This window comes from Streptomyces sp. NPDC048106 (genome assembly GCF_040706415.1).
Lineage (GTDB): Bacteria > Actinomycetota > Actinomycetes > Streptomycetales > Streptomycetaceae > Streptomyces.
This window is the reverse complement of the sequence record NZ_JBEZND010000049.1, coordinates 37167-52935: the sequence shown is the minus strand read 5'-3', so window position 1 is coordinate 52935 and position 15769 is coordinate 37167. Positions and strand designations below refer to the sequence as shown.

Genomic DNA, 15769 nt, shown 5'->3' with positions numbered 1-15769 from the left:
TGTGGCAGGCAAACCGGCCAGACCCGTCAGCGCCATCGACCAGACCCGGCGGATGCTGTCGCTGGTGACGTATCTGCGCGAGCGTCCCGGCGCCCGGATCGCGGACGTGGCCCGCGCCTTCGGGATCACCGAGGACGAGCTGGTCGCCGATCTCGATCTGCTGCCGATGTGCGGCACCAGCTTCCGGGGTGGCGATCTGCTGGACATCGACACCGACGGCGAGCGCATCTGGTGGCACAATCCGGCCGCGCTCGGCGAGGACGCCGCCGAGCCGCTGCGGCTCGCCGCCGACGAGGCCACCGCGCTGCTGGTGGCCGCCCGCGCCGTCGCCACCCTGCCGGGCCTGCGGGAGGGCGACCGGCAGGCCCTGCTGCGCGCCACCGCCAAGGTGGAGACCGCGGCGGGCGAGGCCGCGGGCGCCAGCTCCCGGCTGTCGGTGACCTTCGAGTCCGAGGGCGGCGTCTTCGCGGACGTGGACCGCGCGATCTCCGAACGCCGCCGGCTGTGGATCCGCTACTACTCCCCGGCCCGCGACGAGGTCACCGAGCGCGAGATCGACCCCATCCGCCTGGTCAGCGTCGGCCACACCTACGTCGAGGCTTGGTGCCGCCGGTCCGAGGCCCGGCGCACCTTCCGGCTGGACCGGGTCGCCGAGATCCGCATCCTGGACGAGCCGTCCGCGCCGCCCGAGGTGGAGCTGCGCGACCTGTCCGAGGCGCTGGTGCAGCCGGCCGCCGAGGACCCGGAGGTGGTGGTCGAGGTCGGACCCGGCGGCCGCTGGGTCGCCGAGTACTACCCGCACGACAGCGCGGAGGAGCTGTCCGACGGCGGGCTGCGCATCACCCTGCGCACCCCCGAGCCGGCCTCCCTGCGCCGCCTGGCGCTGCGCCTGGGCCGCGACGGCCGGATCGTCTCCCCGCCCGAGCTGGCCGCCAGCGCCCGCCGTGCGGCCTGTGCGGCCCTGGCGGCGTACGACACCCCGCCGGGCCCGGTGCCGGACGCCGCCGAGGTGCGCGGGTGAGCCGCCGGGCGGCGGGGCCGGCCCGCTCCTTACGGCCTGCCCGCCCGGCGCGGCGGGGGCGCTCGGCGGACCGACCGGCGGAAGAGGGGGGACGGCTGTGAGCGAGTCCGCGGCCTCTGGTGCGAGCGGGATGACGGTGGCGACCGCGTTCGCGGGGATGCGGGGTGTGGTCCCCGTGGTGTTCAAGGCCGGCTGCCCGGACTGCCGGGGGCGTTTCGAGCTGGCCGCGAGCGCGCTGCGGCTGGCCATCGGCGCGAGCGACCGGACCACGTTCTACTCCTTCACCTGCCCCGGCTGCGGTGCCTCGGTGCGCAAGCCGGCCGGGGAGCGCATCGTGGAACTGCTGACCGGCGGCGGGGTGCGGACCCTGCGGCTCCACTCGGCGGTGTAGCCGCCCGGGGCCCGTGGTGCGGCCGGGTGCGGTGCCGGCCGGCGGACGGTCTAGGCTCGGCGTCATGTTCTGGCCGATGTTCGCGGTAGCCATGGGGTTCCTGGGCCTCGCCGTCCTGGGAGTGCTCGCCGTCCGGGTGTTCGTGGAGGCACGGCGCCTCGGACGGCAGGTCGAGGACTCCGCGCGGCGCATCAACCGGGCCGCCGAAGACCTGGAACGGTCGGCGGTGAGCGCGGCCCGGGCGGTGGATGCCGCTCTGTGATGTCGTCGTGTGATGCGCTTTGGGTCACTTCGACCTGTCACCTTGCCGGGTCGGCCAGGTACGCTGCTGGTCGCGGCCCGGAGATCGAGGCGCGGTCCGCAGAGTGGGAGTACGCACGGGGTGTGTCCGACGTTCACCCCCGGGCGATACGATCGCTGCCGGCACGATGGTCGGATATTTGTCCGACCCGACGGACAAGCCGTTGCCCCGCCTCAGTGAGAAGGTGAAGACTTATGTTCCGCAACGCACTTGAGCCGTGGCACCTGGTGCTTCTGGTTCTGGTCATCGTCCTCGTGTTCGGTTCCAAGAAGCTTCCGGACATGGCTCGTTCCCTCGGCAAGTCCGCTCGCATCCTGAAGAGCGAGGCCAAGGCGATGAAGGACGACGGCGGCAAGCAGAGCACCACCTCCGCCCAGTCCGCCGAGGAGCCGGCTCCCGCGCAGCGCACGATCCAGGCCTCGCCCGGTGACGTGACCAGCTCCCGCCCGGTCAACGAGCCGACCGACTCCACCCAGCGCTGACGCGAGGACCGGGCCCCGGTCCACTGCACGAGATGAGGATGTGGGTTGCCCAAGTCCGCCCGCAAGGAGAGGGACCCCGAGGGGCGCATGCCGCTCGGGGATCACTTGCGTGAGCTGCGCAACCGGCTCACCAAGGGTGTCCTGGCGATCGTCGTCGTCACGATCGTGTCCGCCTTCTTCTACAAGGACATCATCGACTTCATCACCGCGCCGCTGCTGCGCTCGGTGGGCTGTCACCAGTCCTTCGGCGAACTGTCGAAGGCGAGCCAGGACACCCACTGCGCGCACATCACGATCGGTGACCTGCTGGGCCCGTTCACGCTGGCGCTGAAGGCGTCGCTGACCGCCGGTGTGGTGCTGGCGTCGCCGGTCTGGCTCTACCAGCTCTGGGCGTTCGTCGCACCGGGTCTGCACCGCCACGAGAAGAAGTACGCGTACGCGTTCGTCGGCTTCGGCGTGCCGCTGTTCCTCGGCGGCGGCTTCCTCGCGTACCACGTGCTGCCGGTGACGGCGAAGGTGATGATCGACCTCACCCCGAACGGGGTGGAGAACCTGCTGTCGCTGGACAAGCTGCTCGACCTGGTCACGCGCATGGTGGTGGTCTTCGGTCTCGCCTTCGAGATGCCGTTGCTGCTGGTCATGCTCAACCTCACGGGCATCCTGACCGGGCGGCGCATGCTCGGCTGGTGGCGGCCCATGGTCGTCGGTATCGCCGCCTTCGCGGCGGTGGCCACACCCGGCGCCGACCCGATGTCGATGCTGGCGCTGGCCGCGCCGATCTGGGCCCTGTTCTTCATCGCGGTGGCCTTCTCGCTGATCAACGACCGGCGCCGGGCCCGGCGCGCGGACGACGGGCTGTCGGACGACGAGGCCTCCGAGCTGGACCTCACGCCCGAGGGGGTCGGCGAGGTGGAGTCCGTGAGCGCGAGCGCGGCCCCCGAGCTGCCGGCCACGGACCACGTCAACGGCTACGACGATGTGACCTGACCCACACCACAGGCGAGGCACGATGCCCCCGGACCGGGTGACTCCCGGGCCGGGGGCATTTCCCTGCCGCGGGCGGGGTGCCGGTCGGGAAAGCCGGTCAGCGCACGTTCGGGATAATGATCGTCCTGTTGTCGGTGGGGCCCGGTACGCTCGAAAGCACGATGACAGAGGACCTCTCACCGGCCGAGCGGTACGCGGCGGCCCGCAGGCGGGCAGCCGAGCAGGCCACCGCGCTCGCGTCCTTCCGCGAGATGTACGACTTCGGCCTCGACCCCTTCCAGATCGAGGCCTGCCAGGCACTCGAAGCCGGCAAGGGCGTGCTGGTGGCCGCCCCCACCGGCTCGGGCAAGACGATCGTGGGCGAGTTCGCCGTCCACCTCGCCCTGCGCCAGGGCAAGAAGTGCTTCTACACGACGCCCATCAAGGCGCTGTCGAACCAGAAGTACGCCGACCTGTGCCGCCGCTACGGCGCGGACAAGGTCGGCCTGCTCACCGGCGACAACAGCGTGAACTCCGAGGCGCCGGTGGTCGTGATGACCACCGAGGTGCTCAGGAACATGCTGTACGCGGGCTCCCAGACCCTTCTCGGCCTCGGTCACGTGGTCATGGACGAGGTGCACTACCTCTCCGACCGCTTCCGCGGCGCCGTCTGGGAGGAGGTGATCATCCACCTGCCCGCCTCGGTGACCCTGGTGTCGCTGTCGGCGACCGTGTCGAACGCGGAGGAGTTCGGCGACTGGCTGGACACCGTCCGCGGCGACACCGAGGTGATCGTCTCCGAGCACCGGCCCGTGCCGCTGTTCCAGCACGTGCTGGCCGGCCGGCGGATGTACGACCTGTTCGAGGAGGGCGAGGGCCACCGCAAGGCCGTCAACCCCGACCTGGCGCGCCTCGCGCGCATCGAGGCGACCCGGCCGTCGTACCAGGACCGCCGCCGGGGACGGGCGATGCGGGAGGCCGACCGGGAGCGGGAGCGCCGGCAGCGTTCGCGGGTGTGGACGCCGGGCCGGCCCGAGGTCATCGAGCGCCTGGACGCCGAGGGCCTGCTGCCCGCCATCACCTTCATCTTCAGCCGCGCCGGCTGCGAGGCCGCCGTGCAGCAGTGCCTGTACGCGGGGCTCAGGCTGAACGACGAGGAGGCGCGGGAGCGGGTCCGGGCCCTGGTCGAGGAGCGCACCGCCCACATCGCCTCCGAGGACCTGCACGTCCTCGGGTACTACGAGTGGCTGGAGGGCCTGGAGCGGGGCATCGCCGCCCACCACGCGGGCATGCTGCCGACGTTCAAGGAGGTCGTGGAGGAGCTGTTCGTGCGCGGCCTGGTCAAGGCCGTGTTCGCGACCGAGACCCTCGCGCTCGGCATCAACATGCCCGCCCGCTCGGTGGTGCTGGAGAAGCTCGTCAAGTGGAACGGCGAGCAGCACGCCGACATCACGCCGGGCGAGTACACCCAGCTGACGGGCCGCGCGGGCCGGCGGGGCATCGACGTCGAGGGGCACGCGGTCGTGCTCTGGCAGCGCGCCATGAGCCCCGAGCACCTGGCCGGGCTCGCGGGCACCCGTACGTATCCGCTGCGCTCCAGCTTCCGGCCGTCGTACAACATGGCGGTCAACCTGGTCGAGCAGTTCGGCCGGCACCGCTCGCGCGAGCTGCTGGAGACGTCGTTCGCGCAGTTCCAGGCCGACCGTTCGGTGGTCGGCATCTCCCGGCAGGTGCAGCGCAACGAGGAGGGCCTCGCCGGCTACCAGGCCTCCATGACCTGTCACCTCGGCGACTTCGAGGAGTACGCGCGGCTGCGGCGCGAGCTGAAGGACCGGGAGACGGAGCTGGCCCGGCAGGGCGCCCACCAGCGGCGGGCCGAGGCGGCCGTCGCCCTGGAGAAGCTCAGGCCGGGCGACGTCATCCATGTGCCGACGGGCAAGTACGCGGGTCTCGCGCTGGTGCTGGACCCGGGCCTGCCAGCCGGCCGTTCCAACGGCCATCGCGGGTACGACCACCAGGACGGGCCGCGCCCGTTGGTGCTGACGGCCGAGCGGCAGGTCAAGCGGCTGGCGTCGATGGACTTCCCGGTGCCGGTGGAGCCGCTGGACCGGATGCGGATCCCGAAGACGTTCAACCCGCGCTCGCCGCAGTCGCGTCGGGACCTGGCGTCCGCGCTGCGCTCCAAGGCTGGGCACATCCCGCCGGAGCGGGCCCGCAAGAAGCGCTCGGCGGCCGCCGACGACCGGGAGATCGCCCGGCTGCGCACCGCCCTGCGCGCGCACCCCTGCCACGGGTGCAACGACCGGGAGGACCACGCCCGCTGGGCCGAGCGCTACCACCGGCTGCTGCGCGACACCTCGCAGCTGGAGCGCCGTATCGAGGGCCGTACGAACACCATCGCGCGGACCTTCGACCGGATCGTCGCCCTGCTGACCGAGCTGGACTACCTGCGGGGCAACGAGGTCACCGAGCACGGCCGGCGGCTCGCCCGGCTCTACGGCGAACTGGACCTGCTGGCCAGCGAGTGCCTGCGCGAAGGCGTCTGGGAGGGCCTCGGGCCCGCCGAACTGGCCGCGTGCGTCTCGGCGTTGGTGTACGAGGCGCGGCTCAGCGACGACGCGATGGCGCCCAAGCTGCCCTCCGGCAAGGCGAAGGCCGCGCTGGGGGAGATGGTGCGGATCTGGGGCCGGCTCGACGGCCTGGAGGAGGACTTCCGCATCAGCCAGACCGAGGGCGTGGGCCAGCGCGAGCCCGATCTCGGCTTCGCCTGGGCCGCCTACATGTGGGCCTCGGGCAAGGGCCTGGACGAGGTGCTGCGCGAGGCGGAGATGCCCGCGGGCGACTTCGTGCGCTGGTGCAAGCAGGTCATCGACGTGCTGGGGCAGATCTCCGCGGCGGCGCCCCGGGAGGGCTCGACCGTGGCGAAGGCCGCGCGCAAGGCCGTCGACCAGTTGCTGCGGGGCGTGGTGGCCTACTCGTCGGTGGGCTGACCGGCGCCCCTGGCCACGACCGGCTCATCCTTCGGGGTGAGCCGGTTTTCGTATGCCCGTACACCTTGACCGAACGTGTTCGGATGGGAACGCGGCGTGCAAATGGGGTCGAGCGTACTCCTGGACCGGGGTGATGTCAGGCGGTCGCCGAATATGACACGGCGATGATCCGGTCGGACTAAGCTCGCCCGCGGCGCACCGAGTTGAGCCCATTCGCGCGCCTGTTCCCGTATATGCCGAAGATCCGGTCTGTGCCATGCATCTTCCCCCCGAAAACCCTTCCGACACCCAGCCGATCCGTCCCAGAAGGCATCCATGGTGAGTGCTCCGAAGCCGCCCGGCCGCCGGGAACGTCCCTACGCCCGCGTCCTGTTGCCGCCCGCCCTGGTGATGGCCGCGGCGAGCGGGGCCGCCGTCGCCCTGGTGCCCGCCTCGGCGCGGGTCGCCGTCGGCCTGTGCGGGGCCCTCGCCGTGCTGCTGGTCCTCGCGACCGGCGCCGAGGCCGCCCGGCGCGGCCGCAGGCTCCGCGAGGAGCAGGCCGCGCACGCCCACGACACCGCCTGCCTCAAGGAGCGGCTCGCCGACCACGAGGCGCTGGTCCACCGCTTCGCCACCGACGTGCTGCCGTGGGGCTTCGCCCGGCTCTCGCGCGGCGAGATGCTGCGCGACGTGCTCACCAACGTCTACGACGCCGACCCCGACCTGCGCGTCCTGTCCGACGTCTACCGTGAGCTGACCCGGGTCGCGCTGCGCGGCGCCGACCACGAGATCACGATGCGGATCGCCACCGAGCGCTCCTTCGTGAGCATCGCCCGCCGCGTCCAGGCCATCGTCCACCAGCAGGCCGTGGAACTGCGGGAGATGGAGGAGGACCACGGCCGCAACCCCGAGGTCTTCGACGACCTGCTGCGCCTGGACCACGGCAGTTCGCTGATCGGCCGGCTCGCCGACACCATCGGCGTCCTCGGCGGCGGCCGCCCCGGCCGGCAGTGGCCGCTGCCGGTCTCCCTCTACAGCACCCTGCGCGGCGCCATGTCCAGGATCCTGGACTACCACCGCATCCACCTGGCGTCGATCTGCAACATCAACATCAAGGGCACCGCCGTCGAGCCGGTCATCCACGCCGCGGCCGAACTCTTCGACAACGCCACCCGCTACTCGCCGCCCACCACCAAGGTGCACGTCACCGCAGTGGAGGTGCAGACCGGCATCGTCATCGAGATCGAGGACGCCGGGGTCAGCCTCAACGAGGAGTCCCGGATCCGCATCGAGAAGATGATCGAGGACGCCAAGAACGGCGACGACGCGCACAACCTCGGCGACAACCCGCGCCTCGGCCTCGCCGTCGTCGGGCGGCTGTGCAAGCAGTTCGGCATGGAGGTCTCGCTGCGCACCTCCGCCTACGGCGGCCTGCGCGCGATCCTCATCGTGCCGCGGGTGATGACCACCACCGAGCCGGGCGTCGGTGTCGCTCACGGCATCGGCGCGACCGGGATCCCGATGCCCGAACTCGGTGCCGTCGAGGGCCCCCGGCGGCGGCCCAAGACGCGCCGCCCCACCAGTCCCAAGATCCCCGCCGGGATCTCCATGGAGGACGACGTCCCCGAGGTCACCGAGTGGACGGCGGGCGGGCTGCCGCAGCGTCGCAGCCGGGTGAAGGTCCCGCTGAGCCGGCGCTGGGCCGAGGAGGCCGCCATCGAGCGGGCCGAACGCGAGGGCCGCCCCACCATCTGGTCCCAGACCCGTCAGGAACCCGGGCCCGAGCCGGAGCTGGACCCCGAGCGCAGGAAGCTCGTCGAACGCCCGCCGGGCATGTGGATCGACGACTTCTTCGACGGACTGCGCAAGGGCATGCCCGAGGGCGCCACCGCCCCCGAGCTGACCGACTTCACGCTCCACCCCACCAAGTACCTGCACCTGATCGATGACTCGGCCGCCCCCATCGAGGCCGACGACGAGGGGACCGTCCAGTGATCCAGCAGCGAGGCAACTTCGACTGGATGCTCAAGCAGCTCAACGACGGAGTACCGGGCATCGAGATGATCGTGGTGCTCTCCTCCGACGGCCTGCGCATCGCCCGCTACGGCGGCGATCCCGACGCCGCCGACCGGGTGGCCGCCGCCTGCGCGGGCGTCCAGAGCCTGGCCGGCGCCATCATCCAGGAGATCCCCGGCGCCGGCGAGATGAAGGTCGTCGTCGTGGAGATCGAGGGCGGCTACTTCTACCTGATGAACGCGGGTGCCAACGCCTACCTCGCCGTACTCGCCGACGTCACCTGCGAACCGGGCCGGATGAGCGGCATGATGCGCGATCTCGTGGTGCGGATCGGCGCCCACCTCACCAGTCCGCCCCGGCGGGACGGGCAGACCGTATGACCCCTCCACGACGCACCCGGCGCCCGCCGATCGCACCGCCACCGTCCGCACCGCAGCCGCGGTCACGGCCATCCCTGCCCGCCGAGCCGGCGGACGGCCGCCCCCCGCACGGCCCGGCGGACGGACCGGCCGCGCACCGCACGGCGGACGGCCGGCCCGCGCCCCGCAACCCCGAGCGGCTCTACGCGGTCACCGGGACCGCCGACGGGGGCCGGGCCGAACTCGACCTCGTGACCCTGATCGTGGCCCGCCGCACCCCGCCGCCCGGCGCCTCACCGGAGCACACGGCGGTGCTCGACCTGTGCACCGCCCCGCTGTCCCTGGCCGAGCTGTCGGCCTATCTCACCCTGCCGTTCAGCGCGATGACCGTACTGATCACGGAGATGATCGCGGCCGAACTGGTGCAGGCCCGCGCCCCGGTCACCCGCCGGACGGCCCCCGACCGTTCCCTCCTCGAAGCGGTGATGCATGGACTTCAAAAGCTCTGACACGATCCCCGGACCGCGCACCGCGGACCAACTGCCGCACACGGCCCAGGCCGCGGTGAAGATCGTGATCGTGGGCGGCTTCGGCGTCGGCAAGACCACCATGGTCGGCTCCGTCAGCGAGATCAGACCGCTGACCACCGAGGAGACCATGACCCAGGCGGGCATCGGGATCGACGACGACTACGGCTCCGAGTCCAAGACCGCCACCACCGTCGCCATGGACTTCGGCCGGATCAGCATCACCGACAAACTGGTGCTCTACCTGTTCGGCACCCCCGGCCAGGAACGCTTCTGGTTCCTGTGGAACGGCCTGTTCGAGGGCGCGCTCGGCGCGGTCGTGCTGGTCGACACCCGGCGCCTGGAGGTCAGCTTCGACGTCATGGGCCGCCTGGAGGAACGCGGCGTGCCCTTCGTCGTCGCCGTCAACTCCTTCCCGGACGCGCCCCGTCACCCCGTCGAGGAACTGCGCACCGCACTCGACCTGACCCCGGAGATCCCGATCGTCGAGTGCGATGTGCGCCGCCGGGCCTCCAGCAAGGACGTGCTGCTCACCCTGATGCGGTTCCTGCACTCGCTCGCGCTCTCCGGCGCCCTCACCTGACTCACCGCCACTCATCACCCGTTCCGGAGCGATCACTGTGACGCCTGAACCCCAGCCTCCGACCGGCACCCACGCCCCCCTGCCCGGCCCGCCGCCCGGGTGCCCCGCGCACGGCCTCGGCCCGGGGGGAGCGCACCGGCTCTACGGCCCCGGCGCGGAGGACCTGGACGACCTCTACGAACGGCTGCGCGAGCAGTACGGCGCCGTCGCCCCGGTGCTGCTGCACGACGACGTACCGATGTGGGTGGTGCTCGGGCACGCCGAGAACCTCCAGGTGGTGCGCAGCCCCTCGCAGTACACCCGCGACAGCCGGATCTGGGCCCCGCTGCTGGACGGCCGGGTCAAACAGGACCACCCGCTGATGCCGCACATCGCCTGGCAGCCCATCTGCTCCCACGTCGAGGGCGACGAACACCTGCGGCTGCGCGACGCGGTCACCTCCGCCATGGCCACCATCGACCACCGCAGCGTGCGCCGCCACATCGGCCGCCACACCCAGCACCTGGTCAACGGCTTCTGCGAGCGCGGCCGCGCCGACCTGGTCGGCCAGTTCGCCGAGCACCTGCCGATGGCGGTGCTGTGCGAGGTCCTCGGCATGCCCGAGGAGTACAACGGCCGGATGGTGCAGGCCGCGCGGGACGCCCTCAAGGGCACCGAGACGGCCATCCAGAGCCACGCCTACGTCATGGACGCGCTGAACCGGCTCGCCCTGCGCCGCCGCGCCCGCCCCGAGGACGACTTCACCAGCCACCTCGTCATGCACGAGGCCGAGCTCAGCGACGACGAGGTCCGCGAACACCTGCGGCTCGTCCTCTTCGCCGCCTACGAGACCACCGCCAACCTGCTCGCCAACGCGCTGCGCATGGTGCTGACCGAACCCGGCTTCCGGGCCCGGCTGAACGGCGGGCAGATGACCGTGCCGGAGGCGATCGAGCAGTCCCTGTGGGACGAGCCGCCCTTCAGTACCGTCTTCGGCTACTACGCCAAGCAGGACACCGAGCTGGGCGGGCACCGCATCGCCCAGGGCGACGGGCTGCTGTTCGCGCCCGCGCCGGGCAACCTCGACCCGAGGGTGCGGCCCGACCTGTCCGCGAGCATGCAGGGCAACCGCTCGCACCTCGCCTTCGGCGGCGGCCCGCACGAGTGCCCCGGACAGGACATCGGGCGCGCCATCGCGGACGTCGGCGTCGACGCCCTGCTGACCCGGCTGCCCGACGTCCAGCTGGAGTGCGCCGAGGAGGACCTGCGCTGGCGGTCCTCCATCGCCTCCCGGCATCTGGTGTCGCTGCCGGTGCGGTTCGAGCCCAAGCCGCAGCAGGACACCGACATGCCGCCCCGCGCCTACGCCGGCCCCGGCCTGCCCGCCGACCTGCGGTTGCCCGCCCAGCGCCGGGAGTCGCGGAGCGCGGTGCTGCCCGCCGCCGCACCGGCGGCCCGGCCCGCGCCGCCGCCGGCACCGGTTCCCGTTCCTGCGCGGGGCCCCTGGCAGCGGCTGCTGCGCTGGTGGCGCGGCGAGTGAGCGGGCCGGGTCAGCCCGCCGCCCACCGCGCGAAGGAGGACCAGGCCAGGAGGGTGCGCCCGCTGGTGAAGACGTGCTCGACGCCGGTGACCGGATCGGTGAACTCCAGCGTGCGGGCGAGCAGTTGCAGGGGGCGCCGGAAGTCGCCGGGCGGCACCGGGGCGGTCACCTCCGGGTAGAGCGGATCACCGAGGAGGGGCACGCCGAGCGCGTTCAGGTGCACCCTCAGCTGGTGGGTCTGCCCGGTGCGCGGGACCAGCCGGTACCGGCCGAGCCCGTCCCGCCGCGCCGCCAGCTCCACCAGGGTCTCGGCGTTGGGCTCGCCCTCGACCTCCCGGGCCGCCTGCACCCCGCGCTCCTTCACGATCCGGCTGCGCACGGTCCGGGGCAGGGCGAGCGTGGCGTCGTACGGCGCGACGGCCTCGTACTCCTTGCGCACCCGCCGTTCGCCGAACAGCTTCTGGTACGCGCCGCGTTCCTCGGGCCGCACCGTGAACAGCACCAGCCCGGCCGTGAGCCGGTCCAGGCGGTGCGCGGCCGTCAGCGTCGGGATGCCCAGTTCGTGCCGCAGCCGGGCGAGCGCGGTCTGGGCGACGTGGGTGCCGCGCGGGGTGGTGGCGAGGAAGTGCGGTTTGTCGGCCACCACGATGTGCTCGTCCCGGTACACCACCGGCACCGGGAACGGCACGGGTACCTCGGCGGGCAGCTCACGGTGGAACCACACGAACATCCCCGGCCGGTACGGCGCGTCCGCCGGCACCGCCCGCCCGTCGGCCCCCACGATCAGGCCGGCCTCGAACATCGCCTCGATCACCCCGGGCCCGGCCCCGGTGAGCCGCGCCACCAAGTGCTCCCGCACGGTGGCCCACGCGTCGCCCGCGGGCAGCCGCACCCGCACGGGGTCGACCCCGTCGCGCTGGGGGAGCGGGGCGGGCGGGGGCGGTGTACGGCGTCTCACCCGGCCAAGGGTACGAGGGAGCGGCGGGGCGTGCGCCGGCGCGAACGGCCGGGGGCGGGCGGGGTGACCGGTCAGGGGTGCGAGGGGTGGCCGTCGTAAAACGGCTGGGGGACGGACCCAGGGGGCGGCAGTATGTGGGGCATGCCAATTCTCACCAGCCCGGTCCTGGACGCCGGTGTCCTCGCCCGTACCGGCCAGCCCGTCATCCCGACCGGCGACGGCCTCCTGCTGCGCCCCTGGCAGGAGGGGGACGCGCCCGCCGTGTACGCGGCGTTCCAGGATCCGCTGATGCACCGCTTCCACGGCAAGTCCTGTGAGTCGGAGGCGGAGGCCGCGGGGTGGATCGCGCAGTGGAGGGGGGCGTGGTCCGGGGAGCGGGAGCCGCAGTGGGCGGTCGTGGGGGAGGACACCGGGCGGCTGATGGGCCGGGTCGCGCTGCGGCAGATCGAGCTGGCCGACGGCATGGCCGAACTCGCGTACTGGACCGTGGCGCAGGCCCGCGGCCGTGACGTGGCGACCCGGTCGGCCGTCGCCCTGACGCGCTGGGCGTTCGAGGAGATCGGCTTCCACCGGCTGGAGTTGATGCACTCCACCGCCAACGAGGCGTCCTGCCGGGTCGCCGCCAAGGCCGGCTTCGTCCCGGAGGGCACCAGGCGCAAGGCATTTCTGCACCCCGACGGCTGGCACGACATGCATCTGCACGCCCGGGTGCGTGGGGAGTGAACCGAAGTCGGGCGGGCGTCCGGTGCCGCCGGTCCGGCCGGTGTGAAGATGGGGCGCATGCCTGCCTATGACCTCGCGAACCGGCTCGTCGTCGGTGTCGCCTCCAGTGCCCTGTTCGATCTGCGCGAGTCCGACGCGGTGTTCAGGGAGCAGGGCGAGGAGGCCTACCGGGCCTATCAGGAGGAGAACCGGGACAGCACGCTGCGGCCGGGGGTGGCGTTCGCGTTCATCCGCAGGCTGCTGTCGCTCAACGACCTCGGGGAGCCGGGCGATCCGCTGGTCGAGGTCATCATCCTCTCCCGCAACGACCCGGACACCGGGCTGCGGGTCATGCGCTCGATACAGGCCCATGAACTGGCCATAAGCCGGGCCGTGTTCATGCAGGGCCGGTCCCCGTACAAGTTCATGCCGGCGCTGAACATGTCGCTGTTCCTGTCGGCGAACGGCGACGACGTGCGGGAGGCCGTCGCGGCGGGGCTGCCCGCGGGGCATGTGCTCGGGGCGGCTTATCCGGACGACGCCGCGGACCGGGAGCTGCGGATCGCGTTCGACTTCGACGGGGTGCTCGCCACCGACGCGGCCGAGCAGGTCTACCAGTCCGAGGGGCTGGAGGGGTTCCGGGCGCACGAGACGCGCAACGCGGCGACCCCGCACGACGCGGGGCCGCTGCGCGACTTCCTCGCCGGGGTGAACCGGATCCAGAAGCGGGAGGAGGAGCGGCGCGGGACCGACCCCGGGTACCAGGTGCGGGTCCATGTCTCCATCGTGACCGCGCGCAACGCCCCGGCGCACGAGCGTGCCGTGAACAGCCTCAAGCAGTGGGGCGTGCGGGTCAACGACGCGTTCTTCCTCGGCGGCATAGACAAGGGCGCCGTGATGAGGGTGCTGGATCCGCACATCTTCTTCGACGACCAGGTGACGCATCTTCAGAGCACGGCGCGGACGACGCCGAGCGTGCATGTGCCGTTCGGGGAGCTCAACGCGCGCTGAGGCCGCGGCGCCCGGGGCCGTCGCGTCAGGCGGCCGCCGCGCCGCCCTCCTGCTCCGCCTCTATCCGGGCGTTCCACTCGCGCTTGGAGGACTGCCAGCCGTCCTCATTGTGACCGAGGCGCCAATAGCCGGAGATCGAGAGGTCCTCGCGCGGGATCCCCAGGTCCACCCGCAGTAGCCGGCGCAGTTCCTTCACGAAGCCGGCCTCGCCGTGCACGAAGGCGTGCGGGCGGCCCTCGGGGAACTCCAGGGCGCGGACGGCCTCCAGCAGGGCGGCGCCGACCGGACGGTCCCCGCGGTGCAGCCAGACGATCTGGACGGCGGAGTCGACCTTCTGCTCCTCCTCGGGTCCCGAGACCTCCACGAAGGCGTGGGCCAGGGCCCCGGCGGGCAGCGTCTCCAGGGCGCGGGCGATGGCGGGCAGCGCGCTCTCGTCGCCGGCGAGCAGATGCCAGTCGGCGCCCGGGTCGGGGGCGTAGGCGCCGCCGGGGCCCGTGAAGCGCAGGGTCTCGCCGGGGCGCACCCGCGTGGCCCAGGGGCCGGCCAGGCCCTCGTCGCCGTGGATCACGAAGTCCAGGGTCAGCTCGCGGTGTTCCGCGTCCCAGCCGCGCACGGTGTACGTCCGGGTCACCGGCCACTGCTCGCGCGGGAACTCGGCGCGGATCCGCTCCAGGTCGAAGGGCTCGGGGTACGTCACGCCCGCGGGGCCGAACAGGAGCTTCACATAGTGGTCGGTGTAGGTGTCGGCCGCGAAACCGGCGAGTCCGTCGCCGCCGAGCACCACGCGCTGCATGTGCGGGGTCAGCCGCTCGGTGCGTACCACCCGGGCGGTGTGGATCTTGCGCGGCTTTCGTTCCGGACGCTCTGCCATCGCGGCCTCCTGCAGGCTGGTTAGGATTACCTAAGTTAACATCTCTCCTTCTGGTCCGATCTTCCTTTTCCGTCCGGCCGCCGCCCTTTGCTGGAATATTGCCGGTCGGCGGCCCGGCTCACGCGCTCAGCGTGGTCAGCAGCCGCTGCAGCGAGCCGCCCAGGCCCCACCGGGCCGCCAGCTCCTCCAAGCCCGCCGGATCGCGGGGGGCGCCCGGCAGCGCGGTGTCCACGTCCGGCAGCGGCACGTCACCGGCCACCCGCACCACCTTCGGCGCCACCGCGACGTACGGCCGGGCCTCGGTCAGCCGCCGGCGCTGCGAGGGCGTGAGCTTCGCCTCCGGGTCGTCCACGGCCGCCATGATCCCGGCCAGGTCGCCGAACTCGGCCAGCAGCCTGGCGGCCGTCTTCTCGCCGATCCCGGGCACGCCCGGCAGTCCGTCGCTCGGGTCGCCGCGCAGCAGCGCGAGGTCCGCGTACCCCCGCCCGCCGACGCCGTACTTCTCGCGCAGCACCGCCTCGTCGGTCACCTGGAGGGTGCCCACGCCCTTGATCGGGTAGAGCACCCGGATCCCGCGCCCGTCGTCCACCAGCTGGTAGAGGTCGCGGTCGCCGGTGACGATGTCGACCGGGCCGGCGGCGCGCGCGGTGAAGGTGCCGATCACGTCGTCCGCCTCGTAGTCCGCGACGCCGACGCGGGCGATGCCGATCGCGTCCAGCACCGACTCGATGACCGGCACCTGCGGGGCGAGGGTGTCCGGCACCTCCTCCGCGTCCGGCGCGCCGGTGTGCTCCTCGGCGACCCGGTGCGCCTTGTAGGTGGGGATCAGCTCGACCCGCCACTTCGGCCGCCAGTCGGCGTCCATGCAGGCCACCAGTTGGTCGGGCCGGTGGTCCCGGACCAGCCGGTCGATGAAGTCCAGCAGGCCGCGCACCGCGTTCACCGGGGTGCCGTCCGGCGCCTTCACGGAGTCGGGGACGCCGAAGTAGGCGCGGAAGTACAGCGAGGCGGTGTCGAGGAGCATGAGTCGTCCGGTCACGCCTCGCATCATGCCGTACGCCACTGACAGTCACCCCCGCCTCACCCGCGCACG

General features: G+C 72.5%; 16 protein-coding genes. 13 read left to right on the top strand and 3 right to left on the bottom strand.

Annotated features, from left to right (window positions below):
- Nucleotide 1: 1 nt before the first annotated feature.
- The 11 genes from AB0927_RS34785 (at nucleotide 2) to AB0927_RS34735 (ending at nucleotide 11134) form a co-directional block, all read left to right on the top strand.
- The gene (locus AB0927_RS34785; protein ID WP_366671808.1) at nucleotides 2-1021 is read left to right on the top strand and encodes a WYL domain-containing protein; all 1020 of its coding nucleotides are present in this window, start codon (nucleotides 2-4) and stop codon (nucleotides 1019-1021) included.
- Between the two features lie 97 nt (nucleotides 1022-1118).
- On the top strand, nucleotides 1119-1412 hold the full coding sequence (locus AB0927_RS34780; RefSeq protein ID WP_366671807.1) for a hypothetical protein: 294 nt from the start codon (nucleotides 1119-1121) through the stop codon (nucleotides 1410-1412).
- 64 nt (nucleotides 1413-1476) lie between these two features.
- Nucleotides 1477-1674, top strand: coding sequence for a hypothetical protein (locus AB0927_RS34775; protein WP_366671806.1), 198 nt, complete (start codon nucleotides 1477-1479; stop codon nucleotides 1672-1674).
- A 233-nt stretch (nucleotides 1675-1907) separates the two neighbouring features.
- A complete protein-coding gene (tatA, locus tag AB0927_RS34770) occupies nucleotides 1908-2195 on the top strand; it encodes a Sec-independent protein translocase subunit TatA (protein WP_366671805.1) in 288 nt (95 codons plus the stop codon).
- Nucleotides 2196-2240: 45 nt separating this feature from the next.
- The gene (gene tatC, locus AB0927_RS34765; protein WP_366671804.1) at nucleotides 2241-3182 is read left to right on the top strand and encodes a twin-arginine translocase subunit TatC; all 942 of its coding nucleotides are present in this window, start codon (nucleotides 2241-2243) and stop codon (nucleotides 3180-3182) included.
- A 116-nt stretch (nucleotides 3183-3298) separates the two neighbouring features.
- Nucleotides 3299-6151 carry a DEAD/DEAH box helicase gene (locus tag AB0927_RS34760; protein ID WP_366671803.1) on the top strand — a complete coding sequence of 951 codons (2853 nt, stop codon included), beginning with the start codon at nucleotides 3299-3301 and terminating at the stop codon, nucleotides 6149-6151.
- A gap of 315 nt (nucleotides 6152-6466) precedes the next feature.
- A complete protein-coding gene (locus tag AB0927_RS34755; RefSeq protein WP_366671802.1) occupies nucleotides 6467-8125 on the top strand; it encodes an ATP-binding protein in 1659 nt (552 codons plus the stop codon).
- The gene (locus AB0927_RS34750) at nucleotides 8122-8526 is read left to right on the top strand and encodes a roadblock/LC7 domain-containing protein (RefSeq protein ID WP_037651243.1); all 405 of its coding nucleotides are present in this window, start codon (nucleotides 8122-8124) and stop codon (nucleotides 8524-8526) included. The genes AB0927_RS34755 and AB0927_RS34750 overlap by 4 nt, the downstream gene beginning before the upstream one ends.
- Nucleotides 8523-9014: a DUF742 domain-containing protein gene (locus AB0927_RS34745; protein WP_366671801.1), complete on the top strand. Its 492-nt coding sequence runs from the start codon at nucleotides 8523-8525 to the stop codon at nucleotides 9012-9014. Before AB0927_RS34750 ends, AB0927_RS34745 begins: the two co-directional genes overlap by 4 nt.
- Complete coding sequence (locus AB0927_RS34740; protein ID WP_366671800.1) at nucleotides 8995-9615, top strand: ATP/GTP-binding protein; 621 nt, start codon at nucleotides 8995-8997, stop codon at nucleotides 9613-9615. Before AB0927_RS34745 ends, AB0927_RS34740 begins: the two co-directional genes overlap by 20 nt.
- Nucleotides 9616-9652: 37 nt before the next feature.
- Nucleotides 9653-11134, top strand: coding sequence for a cytochrome P450 (locus AB0927_RS34735; RefSeq protein WP_366671799.1), 1482 nt, complete (start codon nucleotides 9653-9655; stop codon nucleotides 11132-11134).
- Nucleotides 11135-11144: 10 nt separating this feature from the next.
- Here the strand turns inward: AB0927_RS34735 and AB0927_RS34730 are convergent, their stop codons facing one another.
- A complete protein-coding gene (locus AB0927_RS34730) occupies nucleotides 11145-12092 on the bottom strand; it encodes a pseudouridine synthase (protein ID WP_366671798.1) in 948 nt (315 codons plus the stop codon).
- 141 nt (nucleotides 12093-12233) lie between these two features.
- Here AB0927_RS34730 and AB0927_RS34725 point away from each other — a divergent pair, with 141 nt between their 5' ends.
- Nucleotides 12234-12815 carry a GNAT family N-acetyltransferase gene (locus tag AB0927_RS34725; RefSeq protein ID WP_366671797.1) on the top strand — a complete coding sequence of 194 codons (582 nt, stop codon included), beginning with the start codon at nucleotides 12234-12236 and terminating at the stop codon, nucleotides 12813-12815.
- A 57-nt stretch (nucleotides 12816-12872) separates the two neighbouring features.
- The gene (locus AB0927_RS34720) at nucleotides 12873-13805 is read left to right on the top strand and encodes a 5'-nucleotidase (protein WP_366671796.1); all 933 of its coding nucleotides are present in this window, start codon (nucleotides 12873-12875) and stop codon (nucleotides 13803-13805) included.
- Between the two features lie 25 nt (nucleotides 13806-13830).
- On the opposite strand, the gene AB0927_RS34715 is transcribed toward AB0927_RS34720, so the two are convergent.
- Complete coding sequence (locus AB0927_RS34715; protein ID WP_366671795.1) at nucleotides 13831-14676, bottom strand: siderophore-interacting protein; 846 nt, start codon at nucleotides 14674-14676, stop codon at nucleotides 13831-13833.
- Between the two features lie 118 nt (nucleotides 14677-14794).
- On the bottom strand, nucleotides 14795-15724 hold the full coding sequence (locus AB0927_RS34710) for a 5'-3' exonuclease (RefSeq protein ID WP_366671831.1): 930 nt from the start codon (nucleotides 15722-15724) through the stop codon (nucleotides 14795-14797).
- Between the last annotated feature and the right edge of the window lie 45 nt (nucleotides 15725-15769).

Bases quoted from the DNA above. Each gene is read 5' to 3' on its own strand.
- AB0927_RS34775 (WP_366671806.1), top strand. From the start codon at position 1,477: ATGTTCTGGCCGATGTTCGCGGTAGCCATGGGGTTCCTGGGCCTCGCC.
- tatA (WP_366671805.1), top strand. From the start codon at position 1,908: ATGTTCCGCAACGCACTTGAGCCGTGGCACCTGGTGCTTCTGGTTCTG.
- AB0927_RS34760 (WP_366671803.1), top strand. From the start codon at position 3,299: ATGATCGTCCTGTTGTCGGTGGGGCCCGGTACGCTCGAAAGCACGATG.
- AB0927_RS34755 (WP_366671802.1), top strand. From the start codon at position 6,467: ATGGTGAGTGCTCCGAAGCCGCCCGGCCGCCGGGAACGTCCCTACGCC.
- AB0927_RS34745 (WP_366671801.1), top strand. From the start codon at position 8,523: ATGACCCCTCCACGACGCACCCGGCGCCCGCCGATCGCACCGCCACCG.
- AB0927_RS34740 (WP_366671800.1), top strand. From the start codon at position 8,995: ATGGACTTCAAAAGCTCTGACACGATCCCCGGACCGCGCACCGCGGAC.
- AB0927_RS34725 (WP_366671797.1), top strand. From the start codon at position 12,234: ATGCCAATTCTCACCAGCCCGGTCCTGGACGCCGGTGTCCTCGCCCGT.
- AB0927_RS34720 (WP_366671796.1), top strand. From the start codon at position 12,873: ATGCCTGCCTATGACCTCGCGAACCGGCTCGTCGTCGGTGTCGCCTCC.
- AB0927_RS34715 (WP_366671795.1), bottom strand. From the start codon at position 14,676: ATGGCAGAGCGTCCGGAACGAAAGCCGCGCAAGATCCACACCGCCCGG.
- AB0927_RS34710 (WP_366671831.1), bottom strand. From the start codon at position 15,724: ATGCGAGGCGTGACCGGACGACTCATGCTCCTCGACACCGCCTCGCTG.